Source organism: Nitrosopumilus maritimus SCM1, from assembly GCF_000018465.1.
GTDB classification, from domain to species: Archaea; Thermoproteota; Nitrososphaeria; order Nitrososphaerales; family Nitrosopumilaceae; genus Nitrosopumilus; species Nitrosopumilus maritimus.
The window spans coordinates 1,371,278-1,395,989 of record NC_010085.1; the positions used below are offsets into that span (position 1 = coordinate 1,371,278).

At 36.2% G+C, this 24,712-nt stretch carries 26 protein-coding genes; 16 read left to right on the forward strand and 10 right to left on the reverse strand.

The genetic code is table 11. The annotated features are described in order from the left end of the window. Nucleotides 1-68: 68 nt before the first annotated feature. Nucleotides 69-401, reverse strand: a complete 333-nt coding sequence (locus tag NMAR_RS08085; RefSeq protein ID WP_012215890.1) for a hypothetical protein — start codon at nt 399-401, stop codon at nt 69-71. A 124-nt stretch (nt 402-525) separates the two neighbouring features. Here NMAR_RS08085 and NMAR_RS08090 point away from each other — a divergent pair, with 124 nt between their 5' ends. The 14 genes from NMAR_RS08090 (at nt 526) to NMAR_RS08155 (ending at nt 12,587) form a co-directional block, all read left to right on the forward strand. Beyond that, nucleotides 526-975 carry a 30S ribosomal protein S15 gene (locus NMAR_RS08090; RefSeq protein ID WP_012215891.1) on the forward strand — a complete coding sequence of 150 codons (450 nt, stop codon included), beginning with the start codon at nt 526-528 and terminating at the stop codon, nt 973-975. Further along, nucleotides 975-2,396, forward strand: coding sequence for a RecJ family nuclease (gene recJ, locus NMAR_RS08095; protein WP_012215892.1), 1,422 nt, complete (start codon nt 975-977; stop codon nt 2,394-2,396). The genes NMAR_RS08090 and recJ overlap by 1 nt, the downstream gene beginning before the upstream one ends. After that, the gene (locus NMAR_RS08100; protein ID WP_012215893.1) at nt 2,359-2,601 is read left to right on the forward strand and encodes a KEOPS complex subunit Pcc1; all 243 of its coding nucleotides are present in this window, start codon (nt 2,359-2,361) and stop codon (nt 2,599-2,601) included. Before recJ ends, NMAR_RS08100 begins: the two co-directional genes overlap by 38 nt. Next, on the forward strand, nt 2,601-3,866 hold the full coding sequence (gene serS, locus NMAR_RS08105; protein WP_012215894.1) for a serine--tRNA ligase: 1,266 nt from the start codon (nt 2,601-2,603) through the stop codon (nt 3,864-3,866). Before NMAR_RS08100 ends, serS begins: the two co-directional genes overlap by 1 nt. Nucleotides 3,867-3,906: 40 nt before the next feature. Continuing rightward, complete coding sequence (locus tag NMAR_RS08110) at nt 3,907-4,518, forward strand: 30S ribosomal protein S3ae (protein ID WP_012215895.1); 612 nt, start codon at nt 3,907-3,909, stop codon at nt 4,516-4,518. A 26-nt stretch (nt 4,519-4,544) separates the two neighbouring features. After that, nucleotides 4,545-4,970 (forward strand): RNA-binding domain-containing protein, encoded by a 426-nt coding sequence (locus NMAR_RS08115; RefSeq protein ID WP_012215896.1) that lies wholly within the window; start codon nt 4,545-4,547, stop codon nt 4,968-4,970. A gap of 190 nt (nt 4,971-5,160) precedes the next feature. After that, nucleotides 5,161-6,618 carry an NAD(P)/FAD-dependent oxidoreductase gene (locus tag NMAR_RS08120; RefSeq protein ID WP_012215897.1) on the forward strand — a complete coding sequence of 486 codons (1,458 nt, stop codon included), beginning with the start codon at nt 5,161-5,163 and terminating at the stop codon, nt 6,616-6,618. A 40-nt stretch (nt 6,619-6,658) separates the two neighbouring features. Then, nucleotides 6,659-7,453 carry an AAA family ATPase gene (locus NMAR_RS08125; protein ID WP_012215898.1) on the forward strand — a complete coding sequence of 265 codons (795 nt, stop codon included), beginning with the start codon at nt 6,659-6,661 and terminating at the stop codon, nt 7,451-7,453. Then, a complete protein-coding gene (locus tag NMAR_RS08130) occupies nt 7,454-9,016 on the forward strand; it encodes a vWA domain-containing protein (protein ID WP_012215899.1) in 1,563 nt (520 codons plus the stop codon). A 65-nt stretch (nt 9,017-9,081) separates the two neighbouring features. Continuing rightward, nucleotides 9,082-10,626 carry a pyridoxal-phosphate dependent enzyme gene (locus NMAR_RS08135; RefSeq protein ID WP_012215900.1) on the forward strand — a complete coding sequence of 515 codons (1,545 nt, stop codon included), beginning with the start codon at nt 9,082-9,084 and terminating at the stop codon, nt 10,624-10,626. 1 nt (nt 10,627) lies between these two features. Then, a complete protein-coding gene (locus NMAR_RS08140) occupies nt 10,628-11,083 on the forward strand; it encodes an ASCH domain-containing protein (protein WP_012215901.1) in 456 nt (151 codons plus the stop codon). 64 nt (nt 11,084-11,147) lie between these two features. After that, nucleotides 11,148-11,711: a TATA-box-binding protein gene (locus tag NMAR_RS08145; RefSeq protein ID WP_012215902.1), complete on the forward strand. Its 564-nt coding sequence runs from the start codon at nt 11,148-11,150 to the stop codon at nt 11,709-11,711. Between the two features lies 1 nt (nt 11,712). Continuing rightward, nucleotides 11,713-11,934 carry a hypothetical protein gene (locus NMAR_RS08150; protein WP_148680223.1) on the forward strand — a complete coding sequence of 74 codons (222 nt, stop codon included), beginning with the start codon at nt 11,713-11,715 and terminating at the stop codon, nt 11,932-11,934. Nucleotides 11,935-12,005: 71 nt separating this feature from the next. After that, nucleotides 12,006-12,587, forward strand: a complete 582-nt coding sequence (locus NMAR_RS08155) for a hypothetical protein (RefSeq protein WP_012215904.1) — start codon at nt 12,006-12,008, stop codon at nt 12,585-12,587. Here the strand turns inward: NMAR_RS08155 and NMAR_RS08160 are convergent. Further along, nucleotides 12,580-13,290, reverse strand: coding sequence for a hypothetical protein (locus NMAR_RS08160; RefSeq protein ID WP_012215905.1), 711 nt, complete (start codon nt 13,288-13,290; stop codon nt 12,580-12,582). The genes NMAR_RS08155 and NMAR_RS08160 overlap by 8 nt on opposite strands. A gap of 82 nt (nt 13,291-13,372) precedes the next feature. Beyond that, nucleotides 13,373-13,549 (reverse strand): hypothetical protein, encoded by a 177-nt coding sequence (locus NMAR_RS09855; RefSeq protein WP_187146536.1) that lies wholly within the window; start codon nt 13,547-13,549, stop codon nt 13,373-13,375. 119 nt (nt 13,550-13,668) lie between these two features. On the opposite strand from NMAR_RS09855, the gene NMAR_RS08165 reads away from it, so the two are divergent. After that, nucleotides 13,669-14,010 carry a P-II family nitrogen regulator gene (locus tag NMAR_RS08165; protein ID WP_148680224.1) on the forward strand — a complete coding sequence of 114 codons (342 nt, stop codon included), beginning with the start codon at nt 13,669-13,671 and terminating at the stop codon, nt 14,008-14,010. Between the two features lie 132 nt (nt 14,011-14,142). Here the strand turns inward: NMAR_RS08165 and NMAR_RS08170 are convergent, their stop codons facing one another. From NMAR_RS08170 to NMAR_RS08190, 5 genes are all read right to left on the reverse strand, one after another. Beyond that, entirely contained in the window at nt 14,143-14,382 is a 240-nt protein-coding gene (locus NMAR_RS08170; protein ID WP_012215907.1) for an Lrp/AsnC family transcriptional regulator, read from the reverse strand. A 140-nt stretch (nt 14,383-14,522) separates the two neighbouring features. Further along, nucleotides 14,523-15,485 (reverse strand): tRNA dihydrouridine synthase DusB, encoded by a 963-nt coding sequence (gene dusB / locus NMAR_RS08175; RefSeq protein WP_012215908.1) that lies wholly within the window; start codon nt 15,483-15,485, stop codon nt 14,523-14,525. Nucleotides 15,486-15,526: 41 nt separating this feature from the next. Then, complete coding sequence (locus NMAR_RS08180) at nt 15,527-17,695, reverse strand: thrombospondin type 3 repeat-containing protein (protein ID WP_012215909.1); 2,169 nt, start codon at nt 17,693-17,695, stop codon at nt 15,527-15,529. A gap of 82 nt (nt 17,696-17,777) precedes the next feature. Next, on the reverse strand, nt 17,778-19,946 hold the full coding sequence (locus NMAR_RS08185) for a thrombospondin type 3 repeat-containing protein (protein WP_012215910.1): 2,169 nt from the start codon (nt 19,944-19,946) through the stop codon (nt 17,778-17,780). A gap of 11 nt (nt 19,947-19,957) precedes the next feature. Beyond that, nucleotides 19,958-22,336, reverse strand: a complete 2,379-nt coding sequence (locus NMAR_RS08190; RefSeq protein ID WP_012215911.1) for a thrombospondin type 3 repeat-containing protein — start codon at nt 22,334-22,336, stop codon at nt 19,958-19,960. A gap of 195 nt (nt 22,337-22,531) precedes the next feature. On the opposite strand from NMAR_RS08190, the gene twy1 reads away from it, so the two are divergent. Then, entirely contained in the window at nt 22,532-23,557 is a 1,026-nt protein-coding gene (gene twy1, locus NMAR_RS08195) for a 4-demethylwyosine synthase TYW1 (RefSeq protein WP_012215912.1), read from the forward strand. On the opposite strand, the gene rdgB is transcribed toward twy1, so the two are convergent. After that, a complete protein-coding gene (gene rdgB, locus NMAR_RS08200; protein ID WP_012215913.1) occupies nt 23,517-24,083 on the reverse strand; it encodes an RdgB/HAM1 family non-canonical purine NTP pyrophosphatase in 567 nt (188 codons plus the stop codon). The two genes, twy1 and rdgB, sit on opposite strands and share 41 nt — an antisense overlap. After that, nucleotides 24,067-24,687, reverse strand: coding sequence for a KEOPS complex kinase/ATPase Bud32 (locus tag NMAR_RS08205; RefSeq protein WP_012215914.1), 621 nt, complete (start codon nt 24,685-24,687; stop codon nt 24,067-24,069). Before NMAR_RS08205 ends, rdgB begins: the two co-directional genes overlap by 17 nt. Between the last annotated feature and the right edge of the window lie 25 nt (nt 24,688-24,712).

The following is a 24,712-nucleotide window of genomic DNA, read 5'->3' on the forward strand; positions in this document are numbered from 1 at the left end:
ATTATCATAAAGTACGAGATCAGTATTCACTAAGGCTTGATAATAAAATAAGAGAAAAGTGAGGTATTTTATCCTCTACCCATTGCTGCGTATTTGCCAGATCTTCCTCTAATTAAGAAGGCTCCTGCAATACCACCAAAGACTGCACCTGCAATAACTGCTGCACCAACGACACCACTAGCATCAAGATATGGAGTTCCTGAACCAGAAGATGGGTTTGCTTCAGCAGCTTCGATTCTTCTTCTTTGAATCTCAAGTGCCTCTTCTAATGTGTATGATCCGGTTTCTCCTGCATCACCAACGTTACCCATGTACTGGGCAAATGCAACAGAAGCTGCACCGATGGCACCGAAGAAAAATACAGATAGCATGGTTGCTGTTAAGAGTACTTTTGTATTCATACCGTTTACCTAATCGTTTGGACGAACAGTACTTATTTAAAACTTTATTCTGAGCCTCAAATTTCGAATAATGTACGAGATCAGTATAAGTAACGTTTAATTCTCTACTCAAGTGAGCCAAATTATGGGACGAATGCACACACACAGACACGGAAAGTCACATTCCATTAGACCAGCTACACTACGTGCACCTTCATGGATCACACAAAGTCCTGCAGAAATTGAAGAATTGGTAATAAAATACTCCAAAGACGGACTAACTCCTAGTCAAATTGGAATTAAACTTAGAGACCAACATTCAATCCCACTAATCAAGCCAATTACAAAAAAGACAATTGGTGAGATTTTAGAAGAAAATGATTTGAAAGCAGAGATGCCAGAAGACTTGGAAAACATTGTCAAAAAGGCAGTAGGTCTTCAAAGACATCTCAAAGAAAACAAGGGAGACAGAAGAAATGTCAGATCTTTGGAATTAATCGAAGCCAAAGTTCACAGACTATCAGTCTATTACAAAAAGATCGGCAGAATCCCAGCAACTTGGAAATATAAATCAGTAGTAGCTCAATTAGAGTAATGACAAAATCACTTGATGAGTCACTTTCGTTTTTCAAAGATAAAGTTACAGATTGCATAAGATCTAAAAAATCAATTTTTGTTACAACCCACATTGATTGTGACGGGTTGACATCTGGAAGTATCATTACCAAAGCTCTGATAAGAGCTGGGGCAAATTGTACTGTTAGGACATCAAAAGAATTTAGCAAAAATGTTGTAGACTCTTTCAAAACAGATTCTAGAGATTTTCACATAGTTACTGATCTTGGAGGAGGTTTTGGAAAGGACCTCAATGAGACACTTGGAGATAACTGGATTGTCTTGGATCATCACCAAATCCCAGATGAGGAGATAGAGAATCCAAATGTGATTAATGCATGGAAGTATGGAATCGATGGAGGCCTTGAAATTTGTGCCGGCGGAATGGCATATCTAGCATCCATGGCACTTGATGAGAAAAACTCTGACTTGTCATCAATTGCAGTAGTATCTGCTCTTGGAGACAGACAGGACCAAGGAGAAAGAAAGTCATTTACTGGAAAGAATTTTGAAATCGCAAACACTGCAAAAGAACAAGGACTAGTTGAGATTGACTTGGACCTATTATTGGTTGGAAGAGAGACAAGACCACTTCCAGATGCCTTGGCATTTACATCCCAGCCATTTATTGAGGGACTTACCTGGAACAGAGATGCCTGCCTTTCACTACTAAATTCATCAGGAATCCAGCTTAAAGACGAGGGCAGATGGAGGGTTCCAGCAGAGCTAGACGAGGAAGAAAAAAGACAGGTAATCGAGTCAATCACCAAATTTACAGCTGGCAAAAATGCCACAGAGATAATGTCTGAATTAATCGGATACACTTACACATTTCCTAGAGAAGACAAGAGGAGTTTCTTGAGGGATGGTAGAGAGTTTTCAACTATGCTAAACTCTTGTGGAAGAATAAACCGCTCCGGAGTCGGAATGGCAATCTGCATGGGAGACAGAAACAAGATTCTAAGAGAAGGGGAGACAATCCTGACAGACTATAGAAAGATGATCAGAGAATACATGAACATTCTATCAAATGAGAGATGGAGGATTTCTGAAAGTGAGACATGTGTTATGGTAAATGGAGAAGACATTGTCCCTGAAACAATGACTGGAACCATCTCATCACTAATTGCAGGCTCTCCAAAGAATTCTGGTAAAATTGTAATTCTCAGAACAAAGGGAGAAGAGAACACTATCAAGTTTTCATCAAGAAAGTCATTTGGTTGCAAATCAGACATCAACCTAAGTGATCTGATGAGAGCTGGTGCTGAGAAGTTTGATGGTATTGGAGGAGGTCATGATGCAGCAGCTGGAGCAAAAATAACTAAAGACAAATTAGATGAGTTTCTCAATTATTTAGAAGTAAATGTCGTTAACGTGTCAAGTGCAGATAGTCCTCAGTAACATTACAAAAGAAAAGGCAGAGACTGTCAAAAAAGCACTAGAGCCAGATAATGTAGATTTTCCAGAAGGATTGAGTCTTGATGTTGAAAATGTTGATAACAAACTAGTTTTTAATTTTGAAAGTAAGAAGAACATGAAACAGCTAATTGGAACCATAGATGAAGTGATGGACCACATCCAGGTGGCACTAAAGGTGATAGAGTAATGCTAGACCCAAAACTACTCAAAGAAAAACCACAGGTGATCAGAGACATGCTCAAGGCAAGAGCAGTAGATTTTGATTTGGATGGATTGATAGAGTCTGACCAAAAAAGACGAGAGTTTATCATAAAAACTGACGAGTTCAAAAAGAGAAGAAATGAGATTGGAAATGAAATCGCTCAAAAGAAAAAGGCAGGAGAAGACACATCGACAATTCTAGATGAGATGAAAAATGTCTCAGCAGAACTTGCAAAACTAGAATCACAACAAGAAGAGATTGAAAGTAAATATGCAAAATTAGCATTTACAGTTCCAAACTTGGTTCACGAATCAGTTCCAGTAGGACCTGATGATACTGCAAACAAAGAGATGAGAAAGTGGGGAGAGATTCCACAGTTTGATTTTAAGATAAATGATCACATTGACATGTCTGAGAATTTGGATTTGGTAGATTTAGAGAGAGCAGCCAAAGTTGCAGGTGCCAGATTCTATTATCTCAAAAATGATTTGGTAAGACTAAACCAATCACTAATTCACTTTGCATTAGACTTTTTAGCAGAAAAAGAGTATTCGCTAGTACAACCGCCATACATGATTAATCGCTCATCAATGGAAGGCGCAGTAATTGCAGATGACTTTGAGGAAGTAATCTACAAAGTTGAAGAAGAGGATCTCTACATGATTGGTACATCAGAGCATGCAATGGCAGCAATGCACTCTAAAGAGATTATTGAAGGAAAAGATCTTCCAATAAGATATGCCGGAGTAAGTCCATGTTTTAGAAAAGAAGCAGGAGCACATGGCAGAGACCAGAAAGGAATCTTTAGAGTCCACCAGTTTGACAAGATTGAACAGTTTGTCTATGCAAGACCTGAAGACTCTTGGAAAGAACATGAAAAGATGTTGGCAGTAGCTGAAGAGTTTTACCAGAAACTAGAGATTCCACACAGAGTCATGTTATTGTCAACTGGAGACATGGGAAAGATTTCTGCCAAGACATACGATATTGAAGCATGGATGGCAGGACAAAATTCCTATAGGGAAATAGTATCGTGTTCAAACTGCCTTGATTACCAAGCAAGGAGACTCAAAATCAGATTCAGAGACAAGACAAATGAAGACACACAGTACATCCACACATTAAACAGCACACTGGTAGCCACAACCAGAGTACTGGTATCAATTATGGAGAATTTCCAGACAAAGGATGGCCATATCAAAATTCCTCAAGTTTTACAGAGTTACATGGGAAATCAGAAAGAGATCTAGTGACATACCCTTATATTTTGGGTTCAAAGGTCGATAATAATTGGCACGTAGAAAAGGTAGAGTAAAGGACAAGTGGCGTGAAAAACGCTGGGTTACTGTAAATGCTCCAGATTCATTTAACAATGTACCAATTGGATATGTTCCAATTACAGATGATGAGAATGCAGCTGGCAGAGTTTTAGAAGTTACACTTTACGATATCCTAAAAGGAGATCCTTCACAACACCAATACAAGATCTATTTCCAAATTAACAAAGTTGATGGAGACAATGCATCAACAATCTTCAAGAGATTCGAATATTCAAAAGAATTTTTGCGCAGTCTTGTTAGACGTGGTTCATCAAAGATTAATTTCATTATTGATGTAAAAACAAAAGATGGTTACATCTTTAGAATCAAAGTAATTGCATTAACTCACAGACAACTCAACACATCTAGAAAACATGCACTTAGATTAATTGCAAGAGATGTTATCAACAAACAAGTTCCAGACATGACAATTGAGCAATTTGTTCAAGCAACATGTTACAGTAAAATCAATTCAGACATTATGGCTGCATTCAAAAAAGTCATCAGAGTAAGACATGTTGGTCTTGAAAAAGTCAAACTCATCAGAACTGCTGAGAAAGAAACAGTTTTGCTTGAAGCATAAACAGTCAATCATATCCTAGTAGAATAATGAATGATAAGATAGAGATTACAGTTGATGCCATAGTTCATGCAACTGAAGATATCTCAAAAATTTTTCAAGCCTTTGAAATTTTAGAATTGCAAGAAGATGATTTTACCATTAACGAAACAACAGGGCATTTTGATAATCCCATAGTCATGCTAAATGCAAAGATTGTCAAAAAACAGGCTCTAAACTTTCTAAAAAGATTGATAGAATTACTCCCACAAGAGCAGATTGACGAGTTGATAGATGAGATTGAAGAGAGAACAGTTGACTCTAGATTTCACATGAGACTAGACAAGCAAGAGTTGGTAAAGGGCAACGTTACAATCAGTGAAAAGGACACAATAAAATTAAAAATTCACACGCCCATCTACAACAAAAAAGATACCGTCAAAACATTTACAGAAATTTTTCAGATTGCCAACTAGATTAAATAGAATAAAATCACATTATCAATTGGGAATGAGGAAATAACAGCCGCTCCAGTCTGAGCGAAAGCATTGAAGACGCCGCGACGAACCGACCCCAAATTTTGAATCGATCAATTACTCAAAAAAACACTATTCCTTAGACATTTTCATGGTATTATTTTAAATACGGACAGACGAACCTGTTATCGTGGCAGATTATGATGTTATAATTGCAGGTGGAGGACTTGCAGGAACAATTACAGCTCAAGCTATTTCTCATTACACAAATCAAAACGCAAAGATCTTGGTAGTTGACAGAAACTCTGCAATGCTACCAGGTAGAAAGTCATTGTCTGGTTGGGTCTGCGGAGACGCATGCTCCAAAGAAGCAGTGGATTTCATGACAGAAAGAATCAAGGTGGAATGGACCAGACCAGAAATCGAACATGACGTAAAAGGTGTCATGGCATTTTCTCCAGACAAAGAAACTGCAATTCCATTTGATGGTGCAGGTTACATGTTGAATCGTCAAAAACTACCAGAGATTCAAAATGAAAGATGTCAAAAGATGGGAATCGATTTTGAATTTGAAAAAAATCTTTCAGGTCTAATTTACGAAGGTCAACAAGTTGTCGGTGTCCAGGGAACAGATGCCAAAACAAGTGAGCCATTCAAAAAGACAGCAAAGCTTGTCATTGATGCTACAGGTGTTGCATCCATGCTCAGAAATGGACTAAAGAACTCTACCAAAGTAGAAAAAAGAATCGACAGACGAGACTTGGAATCAACTGGCAGATACATCATGTATTTTGAGCCAGGACAAAAAGAACTTTCAGAGTTTGATCCAGATTATTGTATTATTCACTTAGACCAAGATATTGCTCCAGGTGGATATGGATGGGTATTTCCAAAAGCAGACAACAAAGTAAACATTGGTCTTGGAGTTGAAAAATCACTTTTAGAAAGAAGAAACAAAAGATTAGGCAAAAAAGACAATGTCGAATCTCTAATGAAAGAATATTTGGAAAGAAATACTGTAATTAAAAATCCAACACTATCACAAGATCCTGAAGACATTAACAACAACACAGGAATATTCCAAGTTTCAGTTAGAAGACAAAATGATTGTATGGTTTCAGCTGGTTACATGATGGTTGGAGATTCTGCATGGATGCCAAAACCAATTGATGCAGGGGGAATCGGTCCGGCACTAATTGCAGGAACTATTCTTGGAAACAATGTTGCACAAGCATTAGAAGCAAATGATGTTTCAGAAGCTGGCTTGTGGCAATACAATTTAGATTTCATCAAAGAGTACGGTTACAAGACTGCAGGTCTTGAATTGTTTAGAAGACTAGTTCAACAAATGACAAACGAGCAAATCAGTTACGGTATGAAACACTTTTTGGGAAACATGGATGTAGAGTCGATCAGCAAAGGTGAACATCCAGACTTTTCAGGACTAGGAAAACTTGGAATGATAATTAGAGGTGCAATGAACAAAACAGTTGCAGATGGTTTGAGATACACATCAAAAGAAAATCAATGGTTAGTAGAACATTACAATAATTATCCAAAAGACCCATCTGGTTTTGATGAGTGGAACAAAACACTTCATGGAAGAATGGATGCAGCTTTTGCAAAAGTAGAAGCATTTGGAAAATAGATCTAACAATAAATATTGTCGATATTAATGAAAACGTACTTTGGAAGAAGTACAGTATCTAGATTGGAATAACTCAATTCAGACTCTAAACAAGGCATACGAGACTGGCCTTTTTGTGCTCATTATAGGACCAAAAGGTACAGGAAAGACATCACTAGTTAGAGATTTTGCAAAAGGCAAGGGAATCAATCTAGAATCAATAAATTTCAGCCTCAGAACAAGGGAGAGTCACTTGGTTGGAACCAAAACCCTCACAGATGGAACCGTGAGTTTTGATGAAGGTCTCTTGATAAAATCAATGAGGGAAGGCAGCATGTTATACTTGGATGAAATCAATTCAGCTGAAGCTGATGTTTTACTTAGATTAGATGAAGCACTAGATGACAGACGACAAATCGCATTAAAAGAATCTACAGGTGAAGTTGTAAAGGCAAAAGAAAACTGGTTTGTTGTTGCAACAATCAATCCGTTAACTCACAGTGGAACAAAGGAACTGCCTCCACAACTCTTAAGCAGATTCCCAGTACGAATCAGACTAGAGTATCCACCTGAAGAAGTAGAATTAGAGATTGTAAAAAAGCACGTGTCAGGAGAACATGATTCAGAAATTGTTCAAGCAATCAAACTAGCAAATACGTTACGACAAGCAGCAGCAGTTGAAGAGTTGTTTTACTCTCCTAGTATGAGAGAGACAATTGCTTTTGCAAAGTTACTAGATAAAGGAATGGCTGCAAAAGAAGCTGCCAATTTTGTTTTTGGAAATGTGTACACACAATGGGGAGACATAGAATATCAAAAAGTAAGTGACATCATTACCTCAATGTTTGGAAACTAAATGCAATCAGTTAAGCTTCAAAACGAATCACTAGTAGAGATTGCCACATTTCTTGTAAGACGATGGTCTGAAAGAGACAACATTGTTGTAGAAATCTCAGACAAAACTGAAACAAAAACAAGACTAAAAGAAAACAAGGTAATTCTTACACCGCTAGAGAAAAGAGTAGGAAACGATTTTCAAAAGTACAGACAGTTTAGAACATCACTATGGTATGAGGCAATGAGAATAAAGTTCTGCAAGAAAATTCTCAGCAATGATCATGCATTTGGATTCATCCTAAACACAATGGAGACAAGACGTGTAGAGGAACTAGGAAGAAAGATTTGGAAAGGAATGGATGATGAAATCATCTTCAATTACGCCTACATGCTTGTGGCCAGACCTCAATTGCACACAGTTTATGGAAAAGCAAGGATTGTTGAGGCATTCTATCAATATTTCATGTTTGGAGCAGTCAAGGGAGAAGTTCAGTCTAGTCATTTTGAAAAAATTAGAAAGGCAGATGCATTTGCAAAAAAAATGGTAAGCAAAGCAATTGAAGAAAATCACGACACAGATTGGCTTGAAAAAAATGTCAGTGAAATCATAAAAATTCTAGAGATTGATTCTCTACTAACAATTCCAGTATCACTACCATTTATGAAAGCAGGAATGCCACTTTCTGAAGAAGAACTGCTAAGAGTCTTGAAGATAGTTTCCAAAAACAAAGAAGGAGACTTTGGCAAAGTAGATCCTTCTGCAATATTGAAGGGAGAAGATGTAATTGATGAGTATAATGTTTTACTTGATGAAGACAAGAAAACAGAGAACAAGGGACTGATGCCTGAAGCAATAGGAATCCAAATCCCAACTACAAGAAATGTAGATGAGACTGTAATCTATGACATGAGTTTGATTAATGGACTAAAAACAAAATTCAAAGAATGGAAGACAGGTTGGAAGGAACAACATGTCAGATCAGGAGAAGAGTTTGATGAGGAAAACTACATTGAAGGAAATGAACCATTCTTTACAGATATTAAAAAATCAATCAAAACAAAAATTGTCATACTGTTAGATCATTCATCTAGTATTTCGTCGGATGCAATTGAATACAAAAAAGCAACGCTTGCACTTTGCGAAGTCTTGGCATATCTCAAAGTAAAATTTGCAGTCTATGCGTTTAGTACAGAAAACAGATCAGTTGTTTGTTGGTCCATAAAACCAGACAACATGAAATGGAATAACGTTACTGCAAAAAGATTGGCACAAATAGTTGCAAACGGTTCTACACCACTAGCTGAAGTGTATGACAAGATGTTTCCAATCTTACAATCAAAGAGACCAGACATCCTCTTGACATTGACTGATGGTGAGCCATCAGACCCTGATGCAGTCAGAAACATGACAAAATCACTCAAAAGTCTAGGCATAAGTATGGTCGCCTTAGGCCTGGGACCAAATACTGTAAGGGCAACAACTATTGCAAACAATCTAAGACATTTGGGGTATGAAAAAACAATGGCAGTAAGCCGTCTAAGAGATATTCCAAACAAGGTAATCAAGATTTTAGATATCTAGTCCAAAATAGGCTGAACTAATTTTCTATAGATATTTTATTGAGAAAAAATTAGCCAAATCAGAAATTGTCAGAAAATCAAAATTACGATCCTGCATTGCTTGAAAAGTTTGAGCAAGAGATATGGAACAAGATTCCACATGTAGAAGGAGACAAGATAGTTAACGCAACACCACTAGTTGACTTGACTGCAGATTTGAAAGAATGTGCAAAGAGTGTCTTTAAACTAAACCTTGATGACAAGGATTTCAAAATTTACGGAAAGTTTGATTCAGAATTACTTAGCGGCTCCATCAAAGTAAGAGCAGCATCACACATCATTCACGAGGCAATCAAAGAAGGAAAATGTAATGGAAAGAGAGTAGTAATTGAAGCCACATCAGGGAACTTTGGAATTGCATTAGGATTATTATCAAAACTTGGTGTAACTGTAGTTGCACTTGTTTCAAGAAAATTACAAGAGGGCGTCTTCAAAGAATTAAGAAACGAGAATATCAAAATTATGGATTTGGATATGGATATTTGTCCAGCTCCTGGAATGGAGAACAAAGCAGACGAGATGGCTGCTAAAGCAACTGCAGGAAATATTCGCTCACAGTTAACTGAGATGGGATTTGATCCTCAAATCTTTGACAACAACCTTACAGAGATTGAAGCACTGTTAGCAAAACAAGACATCATTAATTTGGCAAGATACCTTGCAGACATTTACGATTTGTTTTGCCCAAAGCAATACGACAATGAACTAAACATTGACATTCACAATACAGTAACTGCACCTGAAATTGATCAGCAATTACACGAACTTGGTGATTCCCTAGAAGATTATGCATTGTATTGTTCATTTGGAACAGGCGGCACATCAGGTGGTTTGAGCAAATACATGACTGAAAAATACAACAAAAAGGCAGTTCATGTAGTATTTCCCCCACTAGGTCAAGATGTTGCAGGAATCAGAACAAAATCAAAGGCTGAAGGACTCACACTATACAATCCTGAATCATACACAGAACACGAGATTGACTTTGAGAATGCAAAATTGATTCTCAAGTATATGGTAGATAAGGGACATGACATTGGTGAGAGCAGTGCATTGGAATTGTTTGCAGCACTAGAGATGGCATACAAGGGTGAAATCAAAAAGGCAGTAGTAATGATTGCAGATGGAATTGACAAATACAGGAAGAATTTTGAGATGATTGGAAAGGGCAGTGATGTTCCAATGAGAGTGTCACTAGAAGATGCAGCAGCTGTTGCAGGAGATTATGATAATATTATTTGGGTTCACACACAGTACACACCTAAAGAAGAAGGAATCGAGATTATTGCAAAGTCATTAGGTGTTGATAAATCAAAAATTACTATACCAAAAGCATCTACTATCAACAACCTATTATCAACACAACAAGTTCCTGAAGAACTTAGCAAAGAACTAGATGGCTCTAAGGGAAAATCATTGTTAGTGTGTATGGCAGGAAACACATCACTTATGACTGCACAAGTTTTAGCAAGCAAAGGAATAGTTACCCAGAGTTTGAATGGCGGAATAACCAATTTGCCTGAAGGAAGAGGTAAAAATCCTGGTGAATACATTCAGGTAGCTAGAGAATAATTTGAAATGCCTTTCAGTATCTCAACCATTTGCTGAATTAATCATTTTAGGAAAAAAAACAATAGAGTTACGCAAATGGAATACAAACTATCGTGGAGAATTACTGATTCATTCACCACTAAAAATTAGAAAAGAAGATGCAAAGCGATTAAAGATTGACAAAAAATTTGTCACAGGTGCAATTGTTGGGAAAGTGGAAATCTATGATGTAAAAAAATACGATTCACAAAAACAAGTAAAGTCAGATCAAAAATTTCATTTTGCATCAAAAAATTTCCATGATAGAACCTACGGATTTTTGCTAAAGAACGCAAAAACATTTCGAGTTCCAATTCCATACAAAGGGCAATTAGGATTGTTTGAAGTCAAACTTCCTAAAACAAAAATCAAAAACAAAGAGATAGTGTCTGACATTATTGATGAAGAATATCGATACCAATGGATCGGACACCATTAAGACTCGGATTTTTTCCAAAAAATTTGACTAGTATATATAAAGGGCATATTTAAAGACCCTCGTCATGCCTCAAACAAAGCCTATTGTGAGTGTTGAAAATGTTGTTGCATCTGCATCAGTTGATCAAAAAATTGACTTGAATGAGATTACAGAAAAATTTCCAGATACTGAATATCATCCAGAACAATTTCCAGGATTAGTTTTCAGATTAAGTACTCCAAGAACTGCAACATTGATCTTCAGAACAGGAAAAATGGTTTGTACTGGTGCAAAATCTGAAGAAATGGCAATCAAAGCTGTAAACACTGTAGTTCAAAAATTAAGAAAAGGAAAAATCAAAATAAAAAATGATGCAGTTATTACTGTACAAAATATTGTTGCAGCAATTAATCTAGGTGGAAAAATACATCTAGAAAAAGCAGCAAGGACATTACCAAGAAGCATGTACGAACCTGAGCAATTTCCAGGACTAATTCACAGAATGCTTGATCCAAAAACCGTAATCTTGTTATTTGCATCAGGAAAATTAGTATGTACTGGAGCTAAAAAAGAATCAGATGTTTATCGCTCTGTTCACAACCTACATTCAGTCTTAGAAGAAAAAAATCTAATGATCTATGACGAATAGATTGACTGAAAATAATTTTGAAGAAGAAAAGAAAAAACTAACTCCAGACAAAGGATTTGATTTGATTGGAATTGATTATTTTTCAGAGCCAGGAAACCAATTGTATCTAGTAGAACATTTTGAAATGTATCAAGATGTACTAAATGCAAAAAAAGAAAGAAAGAATCCTGAAGAATATTTTATTTTGTACAAAGGTGCTGGCGGAGAATTTTTCTGCAGATAAGCCAGAAAAATAGAACAACTTTACTATATTTTACAAACTCTCTTATCATTAGGTTTTAAATTGAAAACTTTATGGCCAATGAAACTAGTGATTTGATTGATAATCTTTATGAAAAAAATGAGCCTGCACGAAATGATTTCAAGCCTCAAGTGAGTCGCAAAAGCCAAAAGGCAAAGTATCAGATTTTTGACGAGTCAGAATTTACTCGTGGCAGAGAAGTATTAGGGGATCTCATTGTACATGGAATGATAGCCTCCGGAGGCACGGATATTGACTGGTTAATTGAACATAAAGGAGGATTTGTCATACTGGAATTCAAGGGATTTCATAATGATAAGATAAACATTGCAAAAGGCCAGATGATTGCATATGAAAAATTACATGAAAAATTAAACCAGTCAGCAAAATGCTATTTGTATGTTGTAGGGTGTGATGACATTGATTTTTCAAATCCTGATGCAACAGTATGGGTCTTTGAGATGAATCATTGGAAATCAAATGCAATTCCAAAAAATACCAGCGATATTTACGGAGACGAATCCAATCGACAAAACAAGTACATAGTTTATCGTGAATACATGGAAGAGATTAGTGTAGAAAAATTAAGAGACATTATTGACTCACACTGGAAAGAGTTTGAAAGAATTATGTAGTAAATGAAAATGTGCTAGACTTTGTCTCAGCACCATTATCTACTTTGATAGTGTAAGTGCCAGAACTCTCCCATCCAGGGCCACCAGCAATTGCAAGTGTGGAATATCTTCCATCACTTTTTAGAGAGAGTTGTTCTGTCCAAACAAGTTCACCTTTCTGGTTTTCTATGGATAGATTTACTGAACCAGTGGTATCTGAAATACCATTTATTGATATGATGTCTTTATTGTTGTATGATGAAAAGTCAGTTTGAATCATTAGTGATTCTGTTCCTGTAGGAGTATTTACAATAGGAGGAACCGTCTTAGGAGTCACATTAGAAATTCCACCAAGAGATACAGCAGCTGCAATAATTACTACCAATGCAACAACACCAATTCCTATCATTAACTTGTTCTTTGAGGAAGAAGAGGAAATTTTTGGTTGTGTTTTATGGATTGTTTGAGTTTTTTGAATTGATGGTGTTTCAGGTATCACTACATCTGGAACCACGGGTTTTTCAACAGGAATTTCAGTTTTTTCAACATTAGGAGTTTCTGGTTTTCTTCCAAGATGTTTTTCTGCTAATTTTTTTACATAGTTTCTTTCAAAATTACTAATAACCTCATTATTTTCACAAGCTCGACGAATTTGTTTTAGGATTCTATCATCACCAAAATCTTTTTCCAAAAGTGCCTTTACATCATCAAGTAAGGAATCCACGAGTACTTTCTCCTATAATGATTATTTATGAATTCCTTGTTTAATATTTCGAATAATTTCTACATAATCAAAGAATTTGAGACTATTTTGAGTAGATCTTTTGTGCTTGTATAATGACAGTTCTGATGTAGTCTTTTGCAGTAGAATCAGAGACTCCCATCTGTTTTGCTCTCTGATATAGGACATTTTCTTGAGGATTACTCAGATAGCATTTTAGAAGATAGTTTAGTCTGTGAGATCTCTTTTCATCACTTTTCATAATGTCCTATCTCACATATACTAAAAAGCTCAGAGGATTATGAAATAACCAGCAATGTATCATAAAACTCTAAAAAATACATATGATCTTTTTTAAACAATAGCAAAAAACAAATGCAAATGAAACGAATTGAGGCAACTGTTCAAGTGGACAAGGCCGGTGCAGTTTCTGATGCAATTAAAGACATTGTTGGAGGATTTACCATCACAGAGGGAAAGGGTAGAGGCTCTGGAAAAAGACAAGAGATCAGATCAGGAAGAGGTACAGGTTCATTCACAGCAGAATACAACAAAGTTGCAACAGTGATAACAGTGGTAGATGACTCTGAAGTAGAGAAAGTATCTTCAGCAATTGCAGATGCAGCTTTTACAGGAAAGGGTGGAGATGGAATTATTACAGTCTCTAGTGTAGAAAGTGCTCTAAATATAGCATCTAAAAAGACGGGTTCTGAAGCCCTCTAATCATTTTATTTTATTTTAAAATAAGCTGCTGAGAGGAAATTTTTCCTCTCAGGAGGTATCCTTTTGGAGGACATGTTTTTTGAAGGGATGATTCTTATTGCAAACTAAGTATAAAAGCAAAGGATTTTGAAGTCACTGTTGTCCTTCAATACCCATCAGAGTTAGTGTCGATCTAATTTTTGGGATCTTTCTAATCTTCCAAGTAATAGTTTCACGTAATGCTTCTACTTGAGAAGATTCCACTTTTGCTAAAATATCATATGCACCAAATGTGCCATGAACTTCAACAACACCTTCAATAGATTTTAGTTCTGAAATTACAGCTTCTTCAGAACCAAGCTCACAGTTTATGAGAACATAAGCTGTTGCCAATTATGATTCAACTCCTACTTTCATAACTAAAATGCCATCTTGAAATATATAAGAATAGTCCGATTTACTTAAAAATTCAATATTATTTTGGATAGAACCATTAACATTTGTAAAGAAAATAACTAAATTTGAAAATAAATTTAAGATATAGAATATGCTTCACGCATAATTTTTTCTAGGTCTTCAAGATTTTTTGAAAATGTGATTTTAGAACGTAGTTTGGAACCACCCTTCAATCCTTTTGTAAATCTCATAGCTTGACTTTTGATATTAGAGAATTTGATTTTGTATTGATTTGTAAGATGAAGATAATCAAAGAAAGAATCCAATCTATCTTTGAAAGAATATTCTTTGTATGAACCAGTTTTAAGATAATCATTAATCTGTTCAAATAAGAAAGGGTTTCCCATGGCACCACGGCCAATCATAACATAATCACAACCAGTCTCATCAAGCATCATTTTGGCATCTTCAGGAGTAGTAATATCACCATTTCCAACTACAGGAATATTGGAGATCTCTTTTAATTCCTTGATTAATTTCCAATCTGCACTTCCAGAATATCCTTGACTGACAGTTCTAGGATGAAAAGTTATCATTTGAATTCCTTGATCTTCTGCAATTTCTGCAATATCTCTAAAGAGAAATTTACTTGCATCAGTTACACCAGAACGAATCTTTAGAGTTACAGGTTTTTTTACAGCATTCACAAGGGTTTCGAAAATTTGTTGTGTAAGATTTACCTCTTGCAAAAGAGCTCCACCGGCCATTTGTTGTGTAATGTGTGGAGCAGGACAACCCATGTTGTAATCAATAATATCAAAATATGGTTCCACAATAGTTGCAGCTTTTTCTAATGCATAAAGATCAGAACCAAACAATTGAACAGAAATAGGTCTTTCTTGTTCTGAAAATTCAATGAATTCTTGAATTGTTTTCATATTTTCTTTGAGTTGTTCTTCTTTTGCAATAATGCTATGAATACTGGTAAATTCTGTTACTACCAATCCAGCTCCCATTTTTTTGCATTGTAATCTCAATGCAGGATCACTAACTCCTGCCATAGGAGCTAAAAATGCCCTACTAGAAAATTTTGGAAGCATAAACAAACTAAATAATTTGAATATATTTACTATTTCAAAAATCAGTTATCTGGACAACCGTCAGTGTCTCTGTCACCATCATAGTCTTCAGGATCAAGTGGACACAAGTCTTCATCATTAATGATGTCATCTAGATCATCATCATGGACAAATCTTTGTTGTTCTGGGGCAATATCTGGACAACCATCATCATCGTTGTATTTATTCCAGGTTTCTGGTTTTGATGGACAAGAATCAATTGAATCATAGAATCCGTCACCATCAGAGTCAAATTTTGTTGGTGCTGTTGGTGCTGCAGCCAATATATCTGGGCAGCCATCCCAATCCAAGTATCCGTTAAAGTTCTCTTGTTCATCAAGACATGCATCCCATCTATCATCTATTCCATCACCATCAGCATCTGGGAAAGAATAGGATGAAGTCACAGTACCAGTAGAATCAGGGCAACCGTCAGTATCTTGATAAAAATTATAAGTTTCAGGCTCTAGTGGGCAAGAGTCTAAAACATTTGGAATTCCATCCATGTCTGAATCAAGTGTAGATCGAGAATCATCAGGACAACCGTCAGTATCTTGGAATTTATTGTAAGTTTCAGGTTGTGTTGGACAGAGATCTAAATTATCAATAATGCCATCACCATCAGAGTCATAGGCAGTAAAGCCATCTGTAAGAGAATCAGGACAACCGTCAGTATCTTGGAATTTATTGTAAGTTTCTTTTGCGGTAGGACATTGATCCATTTTATCAATTATTCCATCTCCATCAGAATCTCCAAATGAATCATGTTCTATTGTATCAGGGCATCCATCTTCATCTTGGAATTTGTTGTAATTTTCTGCAATAGTAGGACATGAATCACGAACGTCAGGGATATGATCATAATCAGTATCAAGTAATGAAGATTTTGAAATTCCTGGAGTATCTGGACAGCCGTCAGAATCTAAAAATCCGTTAAAGTTCTCTTGTTCATCAAGACATGCATCCCATCTATCATCTATTCCATCACCATCTGCATCTGGGAATGTATAAGAAAACAAAACACCGTCAACAGAGTCTGGACAGCCGTCAGAATCTTGATAAAAGTTGTAAGTTTCAGGCTCTAGTGGACAAGAGTCTGAGACATTTGGAACACCATCTCTATCAGAGTCAAGTGTGGAAATAGAATAATCTGGGCAACCGTCAGAATCTTGGAATCCATTAAATGTTTCAGGTTGATTTGGACACCAATCTAAATTATCAATAATGCCATCACCATCAGAGTCATAGGCAGTAAAGCCATCTGTAAGAGAATCAGGGCAACCGTCAGAATCTTGGAGCTTGTTGTAAGTTTCAGGACTGTATGGACATGCATCATTTGCATTTAACAAACCATCACCATCTGCATCACCAGAAATTGGCAATTGTAAGACATCTGGACAGCCGTCAGAATCTTGGAACTTGTTGTAATTTTCACGTTCTAATGGACAAGCATCAACATCATCACCAATACTATCAAAATCAGAATCGATAAAGCCTTCTGAATCTACACCTGGAATATCAATACAACCATCTTGATCCTGGAAATTGTTATAGTTTTCAGGTTCGTTTAGACATTGATCCCATCTATCGTCTATTCCATCACCATCAGTATCTGGAAATTGATAAAGAGAAGTTGTAGTGTCAACAGAGTCAGGACAGCCGTCAGAATCTTGATAAAAGTTGTAAGTTTCAGGCTCTAGTGGACAAGCATCTTTACCGTCAGAAATTCCATCTTGATCACGATCCAGTAGAGAATGATCATCATCAGGACAACCGTCAGTGTCATCAATTCCATTAAATGTTTCAGGTCTATTTGGACACAAGTCTAGATAATCAGGAAAGCCGTCACCATCAGAGTCAGCAATTCCAGTATCACCATCAGGGGACAAATCAGGACAACCGTCAGTGTCTTGGAACTTGTTGTAAGTTTCTTTTACGGTCGGACATCTATCGATATGATCTTGGATACCATCATAATCAGCATCATACCAAGGAACAAAGTCTGCAGGACAGCCGTCAATGTTGTTACCGTATTCAGGATCATAGTCCTCTAAGAGATGAGGACAAAAATCAACAGCATTTGGAACACCATCACCATCAGTGTCAATTGTAGTATTTGCAAAAACAATGTTTGGTGTCATTCCAATAGTTATGGTAAGTAAAATTAAAAATCCTAAAATATATTGTTTCATAATCCCTGATTTCGCTATTATCAAGTATTTATTAAGTCTCACGTTAAATAGATTTTTTCGAAATACTAGAAATCAGTATTGATTATGGATCAGGACAACCGTCAGTGTCTCTGTCACCATCATAGTCTTCAGGATCAAGTGGACACAAGTCTTCATCATTAATGATGTCATCTAGATCATCATCATGGACAAATCTCTGTTGTTCTGGAGCAATATCAGGACAGCCATCTTTATCGAGATATTTGTTCCAGGTTTCGGGTTTTGATGGACAAGAATCAATTGAATCAGGATAGCCGTCACCATCAGAGTCAGCATATACAGGGGCAGTGGATTCTGCACCTAGGACATCAGGACAACCGTCCCAATCTAGATAATCATTATAGTTTTCTGGCTCATAAATACAAGCATCCCATCTATCTTCAATTCCATCACCGTCAGTGTCAGGGAATGTATATCCAGATAGTGCACCATCAACTGAATCAGGACAACCATCAGTGTCTTGGTATTTATTGTAAGTCTCAGGTTCTAGTGGGCATGCATCATTAATGTCTAAAATTCCATCCATATCTGAATCAAGTTTAGAAATAGAATCATCTGGACAACCATCAGTGTCTTGGAATCCATTGTAAGTTTCAGGTCTAGTAGGACACAAGTCTAGATAATCAAATATTCCATCACCATCAGTGTCAGCAGATAGTTTGTTATCAGCAACCCAATCAGGGCAACCGTCAGTGTCTTGGAATTTATTGTAAGTTTCTTTTGCAGTAGGACATTGATCCACATCATCAAATATTCCATCTCCATCATAGTCACCTACTGTTTGATGAACAACACTGTCAGGGCATCCATCTTCATCTTGGAATTTATTATATCTTTCAGCAATAGTTGGACATTCATCCAAGTGGTCTGCAATACCATCATAATCAGAATCAATCATATCAGTTCCAGAAGTACCTACAATTTCAGGGCAACCGTCGTCATCTAAAAATCCATTATAGTTTTCTGGCTCATGAATACAAGCATCCCATCTATCTTCAATTCCATCACCGTCAGTGTCAGGGAATGTATATCCAGATAGTGCACCATCAACTGAATCAGGACAACCATCAGTGTCTTGGTATTTATTGTAAGTCTCAGGTTCTAGTGGGCATGCATCATTAATGTCTAAAATTCCATCCATGTCTGCATCAAATCTATAAAGTGAATCATCAGGACAACCATCAGTATCTTGGAATTTATTGTAAGTTTCAGGTCTAGTAGGACACAAGTCTAGATTATCAATAATTCCATCACCATCAGTGTCAGCAGATAGTTTGTTATCAGCAACCCAATCAGGGCAACCGTCAGTGTCTAAGTATTTGTTATAAGTCTCAGGACTAAATGGACACGAATCATTTTGATCAAGTATTCCATCTCCATCAGAATCACCAAAGATTACATGTTTGACAACATCTGGGCAACCGTCAGTGTCTTCAAATTTATTATAATTTTCACGATCTAATGGACAAGCATCAACATCATCAGGAATGCCATCAAAGTCAGCATCAGGAGCTGTAGGATTCGTCACTCCAGGAATATCAGGACAACCGTCCCAATCTAGATTATTATTATAATTTTCTGGCTCATGAATACAAGCATCCCATCTATCTTCAATTCCATCACCGTCAGTGTCAGGGAATGTATATCCAGATAGTGCACCATCAACTGAATCAGGACAACCATCAGTGTCTTGGTATTTGTTGTAAGTCTCAGGTTCTAGTGGACAAGTATCTTTACCGTCAGAAATTCCATCTTGATCACGATCCATTATAGAACGATCATCATCAGGACAACCGTCAGTGTCATCAATTCCATTAAATGTTTCAGGTCTATTTGGACACAAGTCTAGATAATCAGGAAAGCCATCGCCATCGGTATCAGCAACATTTTTTGGACCATCAGGGGACAAATCAGGACAACCGTCAGTGTCTTGGAAACGATTGTAGGTTTCTTTTACGGTTGGACAGTTATCAACATGATCTTGAATACCATCATAATCAGCATCATACCATGGAACAAAGTCTGCAGGACAACCGTCAATGTTGTTACCGTATTCAGGATCATAGTCCTCTAAGAGATGAGGACATTGATCAACAGCATTTGGAACACCATCACCATCAGTGTCAATTGTAGTATTTGCAAAAACACTGTTTGGTGTCATTCCAATAGTTATGGTAAGTAAAATTAAAAATCCTAAAAGATATTGTTTCATGTTACAAGCACCTAAGAGTCTGGACAACCGTCAGTGTCATTGTCACCGTCATAGTCCTCTGGTTCAAGTGGGCAGAGATCATGTTCATTGATGATATCATCTAAATCAGCATCGTGTTTGTATCTTGATTGTTCTGGAGCAATATCAGGGCAACCATCAGCATCGTTGTATTTGTTCCAAGATTCTTTAAGATTTGGACACAAATCAACATTATCATTAATTCCATCGCCATCACTATCAATTACAACATTTCCAATTGGAAGAGTATCTGGACATCCGTCATAGTCAACATAATTATTCCAGGTTTCATTTTGAGTTGGGCACATATCCATTACATCAGGTACACCATCACCATCGGTATCTGGTTGGACATTATCAACATCAGGGCAACCATCTTCATCTTGGAAGCCGTTGTAATTTTCTGCAACTAGTGGACAATCATCATCAACATCAAGAATTCCATCATTGTCTGAATCAACTACAAATGATTCAGATATTGTATCTGGACATCCGTCATCGTCTTGGAATTTATTCCAAGTTTCTTTTGCAGTTGGACATGCATCAATTGCATCAGGAATACCATCTTGATCTCTGTCATAACCTAGGATGTAATCATCAGGACAGCCATCAAGATCAAGAATTCCATTATAGGTTTCTGGTTGATTTGGGCAATGATCATTGTAATCATTTATTCCATCATTATCTGAATCTGGAGAACCTTTGTTATCTGCAACAGAATCAGGACAACCATCCAAGTCTTGGAATCTGTTGTAAGTTTCTGGAACAAGAGGACATTGATCTTCCAAGTCAACTATTCCATCAAAGTCTGAATCCATGCTAGTAAGGAAGTCAGGATAGTCAGGACAGCCATCTTCATCTTGGAATCCATTGTATCTTTCTCTATCTAGTGGACATTCATCTACAGAGTCTAAAATACCATCAAAGTCTGAATCTCCTTCACCAGGAGTATCTGGACATCCGTCATCGTCGTTGTATCTATTCCATGTTTCAGGTTCTGATGGACATTGATCTAAACTATCTCTAATTCCATCACCATCTGAATCCATAACAGATTCATCTGGACATCCATCTTTATCTTGATATCCGTTGAATGTTTCAGGTCTTAGTGGACATTGATCATTCAAGTCAGAAATTCCATCACCATCAAAGTCCAATGCTGAAAGTCCAGACACAGAATCAGGACAACCATCAGAATCTTGGAACTTGTTGTAAGTTTCTTTTGCAGTAGGACACTGATCTAATCCATCAATAATACCATCTCTATCACGGTCACCAGTACCATAAGAGTCAGGACAACCATCTCGGTCTTGGAATCCATTATGAATTTCTGGTTGATTTGGGCACAAGTCTCGGTTGTCAATTATGCCATCACCATCTGAATCAATTGCACCTCTGTTGTCTGCAACAAAGTCTGGACAGCCATCAAGGTCTTGGAATTTATTGTAAGTTTCTTTCACAGTAGGACATTGATCAATACTATTTGGAATTCCATCCATGTCTGAATCACTATCACTTGTATAAGGTGGAATATCTGGGCAACCGTCATCATCTTGGAATCCATTGTATCTTTCAGGTTCTAGTGGACATGCATCATCAGTATCCATTATTCTATCACCATCTGCATCATTTAAAGAACCAATAAAGGATGGAATAGAATCTGGGCAACCGTCATAATCAGCAAAGCGATTAAAAGTTTCAGGATCAGTAGGACAAATATCAAATTGATTTGCAATTCCATCACCATCAGTATCAATGAAATCAGAATCTAATGTAACATCTGGACAACCGTCAGTGTCTAAATAATCATTATACACTTCAGGTTCTGTTGGACACAAATCTAGTGAATCTTTTATGCCATCATTATCGGTATCAATAAAAGCTAAATCATTTTGTGCATCAGGGCAACCATCTGCATCTTGGAATCTATTGTAAGTTTCTGGACTTAGTGGACATGCATCAATTGCATCAGGAACTCCATCTCTATCACGGTCACCAGAACCAAAGTCATCTGGACAACCATCTCTATCTAAAATGCCATTGAATGTTTCTGGTTGATTAGGACATTTATCTACAGTATCTACAAATCCATCACCGTCAGAGTCAGGCAATCCACCAGGTCCTCCTTGAGGAGAAATATCTGGACAACCATCTTCATCTTGGAATTTATTGTATTTTTCTCTAAGATTTGGACATTGATCAATATGATCTTCTATTCCATCATAATCTTCATCATACCATGGAACAAAATTTGATGGACAACCATCTATGGCACCTTCATTATCTTCACGTAAATTAGGACATGCATCAACAGTATCATCAACACCGTCATTATCTAAGTCAGTTGCTGCAAATGCAGGATTCATAGGCATACTAGTTAGAGTCGTTAACAGTAACAATAGGAATGGTAAAGTGTGTATTTTCTTCAATGCCTAAAATATTCCTGAGGATCCAGTTATTAAACCTCACTCTAAATTCGACCAAAAATATCAATGGTTTTGGGAAAATTTCAATCCTTTACAAAAAAACTCGATCAATTTAAGTAAACCAAAACAAGATCTGGACTTATGAGTTGTTCTGGAGAGGTAGTTGAAGAAGAGCAACTAATTCAGATCAAGCCTGCAATTTCTGAGCAATTAAAAAAAGCAAAGTATGGGGTTTCAGATCATTCTACTGTAGAACTATGTCATTGGACAAAAAAATCATTCAAGCATGAAGGTAGTTGCTATAAACACAAGTTTTATGGAATTTCAACTCACAGGTGTATGGAATTTTCGCCAGCTGGGATGCATTGTGAAAATCGTTGTGTGTATTGTTGGAGACCAATGGAGTTTTATGATTCATTAGAAATGAAACCAGAACAAGTTGCCGAACCTGAAGAAATTTTAACTAAACTGATGGCTGAAAGAAAAAAATTGATCAATGGGTATTATGGTGATTCAAGAAATGATAAACAAAGATTAGATGAGTCATTACTTCCTAGTCACTATGCAATTTCACTTTCAGGTGAACCAACAATGTATCCAAAATTACCAGAGTTGATAAAGTATCTAAATTCACTTGAAGCAACAAAATCAATTTTTCTTGTTACAAATGGTCAGGAACCAGATATGATTCAAAAACTACAAGACGAAGATGCACTTCCAACACAATTGTATTTATCAACTAATGCAGCAGACTATGAATCATTTTTGAAAATTAACAAACCAAAATATGATGACTCATGGGAAAGATGGAATAGAACACTTGGGATGTTAAAGCATCTCAACACACGAACGGTTCTACGAATAACCTTGATTAGAAATTATAATGATCAGAAATCTATGATTCCAGCATTTGCAAAAATGTTCAAAGAAGCAAGCCCACATTTTATAGAAATAAAATCATACATGCATATTGGACGTTCTACCAACAGATTAGAACATTCAAACATGTTAGAGATGGAAGAAGTGAAAAGATTTAGTGAACAAATTGCAAAGCAAAGTCAAATATTTTCAGTAATGGATGAAAGTTTTGTTTCACGAATTTCAATTTTACAAAATAATGAAAGGTTTATCGATCGTTGGATTCCAGCTTATGTAAATACCAATTAGAGAATTTTTTTAATGCTTTGAATCTGTGTGATAATTCATTTTTGTGATTAATTTCTGCAAAAGTTTTTCTAGAATTTTTTGGAATGAATATTGGATCATATCCCCAACCCTTACCCTTTTGAGATTTTGAAATAGTACCATCTAATTTTGCGTCAAAAGTTTTGAGATTTTTTTTATCACAATAAGTAATAAGAGAAACAAACTTTGCATTTCTTTTTGATGAAAGTAGCTTTAGAATTCCATTGTTGCCAATTGTTCTGAACACATATGATGAATAAGGACCTGGAAACCCATTCAAAGAATCAATGAATAAACCATCATCTTCAATAATTATTGGTTTTTTACATTTAGAAAATGCATCTTTAGCTTTGTTTTCTGCAATCTCTTTTAGAGAATTGGATTGGATTTCTTCCAAAGTTAATTTGAGAAAACCTAATTTTATTCCAAAGGAATCTAGAATATTTTTTGCCTCTTTGTATTTGTGAGAGTTTGAGGATACAAAGTATAGATCAAACGACTTGTGCATATCTACCACGACTTTCTATATCAGATACCAATTTAGTAATTTTCACATAATTGGTATTACCAACTACATATTTGTATCCAAGTAGGAAATTTTTCCAAGCAGGAATCATGATTTTTGCATGGGCACTGTTCAAGATTTCCTTGATTAATCGTAAATCAACTGCATGATCTTCAGGTTTTATTGTATTTTGTGACAAGCCAAAATCAATAACATAGACATTATTTTTGAAGAAAATAAAATTTGAAGTGGTTAAATCCCCATGCATAATGCCATTTTTGTGAAGCATTCCAACTAATTTTCCAATTGTTTTAGATAATTGAATTATTTTTGATTCTGATAAATCATGAACTGGTTTTCCAGGAATTTCTTGCATGATAATTGATGTGTTTTTTAGATTTACAAAATAAATCAGAGGTGCAGGAATACCAAATGATTTTACTTGTGAGATTATTTGAGATTCTTTGATAGTTCGTTGTTTTCGAATTTTTGAGTCAAGAGAAGAATTTCTATAATTTTTTGTCTTTCTAATTTTCAGAATTGCATTAGAATTTTGCCACATAGTTTGGTAAATATCAGCTTCTGCACCTTTTTTGATCAATTTCATTAACGTTATATTCAAATGAATTCAA

Coding starts and splice junctions, on each gene's coding strand:
- NMAR_RS08085 (WP_012215890.1), bottom strand. CDS start 401: ATGAATACAAAAGTACTCTTAACAGCAACCATGCTATCTGTATTTTTC.
- NMAR_RS08090 (WP_012215891.1), top strand. CDS start 526: ATGGGACGAATGCACACACACAGACACGGAAAGTCACATTCCATTAGA.
- recJ (WP_012215892.1), top strand. CDS start 975: ATGACAAAATCACTTGATGAGTCACTTTCGTTTTTCAAAGATAAAGTT.
- NMAR_RS08100 (WP_012215893.1), top strand. CDS start 2,359: ATGTCGTTAACGTGTCAAGTGCAGATAGTCCTCAGTAACATTACAAAA.
- serS (WP_012215894.1), top strand. CDS start 2,601: ATGCTAGACCCAAAACTACTCAAAGAAAAACCACAGGTGATCAGAGAC.
- NMAR_RS08115 (WP_012215896.1), top strand. CDS start 4,545: ATGAATGATAAGATAGAGATTACAGTTGATGCCATAGTTCATGCAACT.
- NMAR_RS08130 (WP_012215899.1), top strand. CDS start 7,454: ATGCAATCAGTTAAGCTTCAAAACGAATCACTAGTAGAGATTGCCACA.
- NMAR_RS08145 (WP_012215902.1), top strand. CDS start 11,148: ATGCCTCAAACAAAGCCTATTGTGAGTGTTGAAAATGTTGTTGCATCT.
- NMAR_RS08155 (WP_012215904.1), top strand. CDS start 12,006: ATGGCCAATGAAACTAGTGATTTGATTGATAATCTTTATGAAAAAAAT.
- NMAR_RS09855 (WP_187146536.1), bottom strand. CDS start 13,549: ATGAAAAGTGATGAAAAGAGATCTCACAGACTAAACTATCTTCTAAAA.
- NMAR_RS08165 (WP_148680224.1), top strand. CDS start 13,669: ATGAAACGAATTGAGGCAACTGTTCAAGTGGACAAGGCCGGTGCAGTT.
- dusB (WP_012215908.1), bottom strand. CDS start 15,485: ATGCTTCCAAAATTTTCTAGTAGGGCATTTTTAGCTCCTATGGCAGGA.
- NMAR_RS08180 (WP_012215909.1), bottom strand. CDS start 17,695: ATGAAACAATATATTTTAGGATTTTTAATTTTACTTACCATAACTATT.
- NMAR_RS08185 (WP_012215910.1), bottom strand. CDS start 19,946: ATGAAACAATATCTTTTAGGATTTTTAATTTTACTTACCATAACTATT.
- NMAR_RS08190 (WP_012215911.1), bottom strand. CDS start 22,336: ATGCCTATGAATCCTGCATTTGCAGCAACTGACTTAGATAATGACGGT.
- twy1 (WP_012215912.1), top strand. CDS start 22,532: ATGAGTTGTTCTGGAGAGGTAGTTGAAGAAGAGCAACTAATTCAGATC.
- rdgB (WP_012215913.1), bottom strand. CDS start 24,083: ATGCACAAGTCGTTTGATCTATACTTTGTATCCTCAAACTCTCACAAA.
- NMAR_RS08205 (WP_012215914.1), bottom strand. CDS start 24,687: ATGAAATTGATCAAAAAAGGTGCAGAAGCTGATATTTACCAAACTATG.